2 protein-coding genes and 2 pseudogenes are annotated in these 3137 nt (G+C 41.8%); 3 read left to right on the top strand and 1 reads right to left on the bottom strand.

Translation table 11 applies throughout. The features are described 5' to 3' along the window. Nucleotides 1-205: pseudogene (locus UYI_RS36595) on the top strand (hypothetical protein); the annotation flags it as partial. 128 nt (nt 206-333) lie between these two features. Beyond that, nucleotides 334-1316 (top strand): annotated as a pseudogene (locus tag UYI_RS32145) (DUF1517 domain-containing protein). Nucleotides 1317-1548: 232 nt separating this feature from the next. On the opposite strand, the gene UYI_RS0107330 reads toward UYI_RS32145, so the two are convergent. After that, nucleotides 1549-1788 (bottom strand): DUF3134 family protein, encoded by a 240-nt coding sequence (locus UYI_RS0107330; RefSeq protein ID WP_016866032.1) that lies wholly within the window; start codon nt 1786-1788, stop codon nt 1549-1551. Nucleotides 1789-2094: 306 nt separating this feature from the next. Here UYI_RS0107330 and UYI_RS0107325 point away from each other — a divergent pair, with 306 nt between their 5' ends. Beyond that, the gene (locus UYI_RS0107325) at nt 2095-3114 is read left to right on the top strand and encodes a tetratricopeptide repeat protein (protein WP_016866031.1); all 1020 of its coding nucleotides are present in this window, start codon (nt 2095-2097) and stop codon (nt 3112-3114) included. Nucleotides 3115-3137: the final 23 nt, after the last annotated feature.

Here is a 3137-nt window from a genome sequence, read left to right as displayed (position 1 = left end):
AGTTCCCCATCACCCCATCTCCCCACCTCCCCATCACCCCATCACCCCATCACCCCATCTCCCCACTGCCCCTAATCCCCAGAGGGGGCCCCGAGTTCCCCATCACCTCATCACCCCACCTCCAAAGATGTACGGTTATTGCGACCGAATTAGCCTAGAGGATAGCTGCGGACACAAGATAAGAAACGATAAATTTAATATGTAGCTTGTGATGAGAGCTACTTTCACTTTCACACTCTCTGTAGGGTATAGGCTAGCGTCACCAACCAAGCATGAAAAAATCCCACCTTTTTGGACAAATATAATCAATATCGTTTTTCAAGTGACTGTGTTATGCATAAAAAACTACAACAAGCCTTCAAACCGCTTTTAAAACCGCTGTTCGTCCTTTTTTGGTGTTCACGTTGGCACTGAGTCATGCTGATGGAGCATTAGCAGCTAGTGGAGGCCGAATTGGTGGTGGTTCTTTCCGAATGCCCAGCAGTGGTCGTGGCTACTCATCCCCCCGGACTTATGCACCTCCCGGTGGTGGATATTATCCTGCTCCTTATCCAGTTTACCCAGGTGGTGGATTTGGATTTCCCTTTATAGTGCCAGTGTTTGGTTTTGGTGGTGGATTATTTGGCCTGTTGATATTTTTGGCAATTGCTGGCTTTTTAGTCCAGTCTTTCCGTCGTGCTGCTAGTGGTGGTGGTGTTGACGAAGTCGGCTACAGCAGCAACCCTACAGTTTCCATCAGCCGCTTACAGGTTGGTTTATTAGCTAACGCCCGTGAGTTGCAACAAGAACTTAACTACATAGCTGAAACTGCTGATACTAATTCTCCTGAGGGTAGAGTTGAAGTATTGCAAGAAGCTAGCCTGGCTTTACTCCGCCATCCAGAATACTGGGTATATGCAGGTGGTGGTACTCAACAAGCGCGCTTAAATGCAGCAGAATCAACATTCAATCGTCTAGTATTGGCAGAACGTAGCAAGTTCAGCGAAGAAACTTTGTCTAACGTCAACAACCAGCTCAAAGAAGCAACTCGCAAACAGGCTTTACCATCTGCTGAGCAACTCGATAACCCAACTCGCCTAATCACCGAAGGGCCTGGAGAATACATTATTGTGACTCTCTTGGCAGCTACTCTGGGTAAATTTGAAATACCACAAATTAACAACGCTGATGATTTGCGTCAAGCCTTACGTCAAATCGGCAGCATCCCTGGTGAACAATTGTTAGCCTTTGAAGTACTGTGGACTCCGCAAGCAGAAGGCGATGTCCTCACTAGTGAAGATGTGTTGGCACAATATCCAGAACTGAAACTGGTTTAATTGTTTGTGTCAAGATAAAAGCAAAAATTAGCTGGCAATAGATTTAAGTTTCTATTACCAGCATTTTTTTGTTTGTATTTAGAGAACTTCATATCAAATCAGGTTAATTACTTACGATATCGTGTTTTGTCGTTGGTAATTGGTAGGGAAGATTGTTTTAAACCAATTACCGATTACCCATTACCTATTACAAACGCCGACGCGTAACATAAGTGTTTCAGCAGACACGATATTAATCCTCTAGTTCCTCTATTGTCTCTTCTTCAAAATTATAGGTATCGTGACCCACGATCTCAGCTATTTCTTCTTCTTCCTCTTCATCGTAAGCATAATATTCCTCTTCACCTCGTGGTATTAATCGACCACTATCTCGCAACCATTCTAAAAAGGAATTCTCTTGCTTTAAAGGAATAACATAAGTACGCTGATTACGGGGTTCTTCATGGAGAGCAGATTTCAACTGTTTCACCATATTTACTTTCCCCCATAAGGCTCTATATTTAAATCATATCTTTTAGATACAAGTTTTTTGGGACTGTCAAGTGTAGTATTTTTTCTATTACTTTGGTAGTAGTTTGATTTTCTCTTGGCTAAAATTATTCTTAACTAAAATTAAAGTTAGGTTTGATGGAAGTTAAGGCTGTGAGCAAAAATATATTTTGGAAATCAAACACCGATGCACACGGATGCACACAGATATACACAGATAGCTTATCCGTATGCAGCAAATACATTAGACAAATGTAGTGAAAAAATATATTCAAGTTGCAAAGCAGGAATGCTTGTTACTAATAATTATAAGAAAGCCCTCAAAGAGTTTGACCGCACTCTTAAGATTAATCCTAATCATATTTCTACGCTGGCGCGTCGGGGTCAAATTTATCAATTAATGCTACGCTACGAGGATGCCTTAAAAGATTTTGACCGTGTAATTGAACTTGACCCTAATTTCACTGAGGCGCTGGCAATTCGGGGTGAAACTTACCGTTTAATGCAGAAATACGAAGAAGCGCTCAAAGATTTTAACCGTGCGATCGCACTTAATCCTAACTTTGACTGGGCGCTGGCAAGTCGGGGTCAAACTTATCAATCTATGCAGCGATACGAAGAAGCGCTCAAAGATTTTAACCGTGCGATTAAAATTAACTCTAATTTAGATTGGGTGTTGGCAAGTCGGGGTCAAACTTATCAATTAATGCAGCGTTACAAACAAGCACTTAAAGACTTTGACCGTGCTATTAAACTTAATCCTGGTAATGCTTGGGCGTTAGCTGGTCGGGGTGAAACTTATCGGTTGATGCAGCGCTACAAACAAGCACTCAAAGATTTTGACTGCGCTATTGAATTTAATCCTAATTATGCCTGGGCGCTAGTGACTCGCGGTGAAGTTTACTTGATGCTGAAACGATACAATGCTGCTCTTGTAGATTTTAACAGGGCTATAGAGTTGGAACCTAATAATGATTGGTGTTTGTATGTTCGAGCTTTAGCCTACCAAACTCTGAAGCAACCAGACAAAGCACGGTCTGACTTTGCTGGTGCTGTTAAATTTGCCAAAGAGCGTTATAAACAAGACTTTCAAGATTGGCACAATACTTTTAATTTGGCTCTTTACTATCTGGCTGTTGATTATGCTCCCACAGCAGAGCAGTTATATAGATATGCTCTCTCTCAGAGTGCAAGTTTGCAGCATATCCAGGAAGCAATCCGTGACTTGGATGATTTTTTAACTATCTTTCCCAATCATATACAGGCTCAGTCTCTGCGGCAGTTGTTGCAGTCTGCTTTAACGCAATAATTTTACAGGTGCGATACATTATT

The sequence above is a fragment of the Fischerella muscicola PCC 7414 genome (assembly GCF_000317205.1).
Classification (GTDB): Bacteria; Cyanobacteriota; Cyanobacteriia; order Cyanobacteriales; family Nostocaceae; genus Fischerella; species Fischerella muscicola.
The sequence above is the reverse complement of the archived record's forward strand: the minus strand, read 5'-3'. Positions and strand labels throughout refer to the sequence as shown.

Coding starts and splice junctions, on each gene's coding strand:
- UYI_RS0107330 (WP_016866032.1), bottom strand. CDS start 1,788: ATGGTGAAACAGTTGAAATCTGCTCTCCATGAAGAACCCCGTAATCAG.
- UYI_RS0107325 (WP_016866031.1), top strand. CDS start 2,095: ATGCTTGTTACTAATAATTATAAGAAAGCCCTCAAAGAGTTTGACCGC.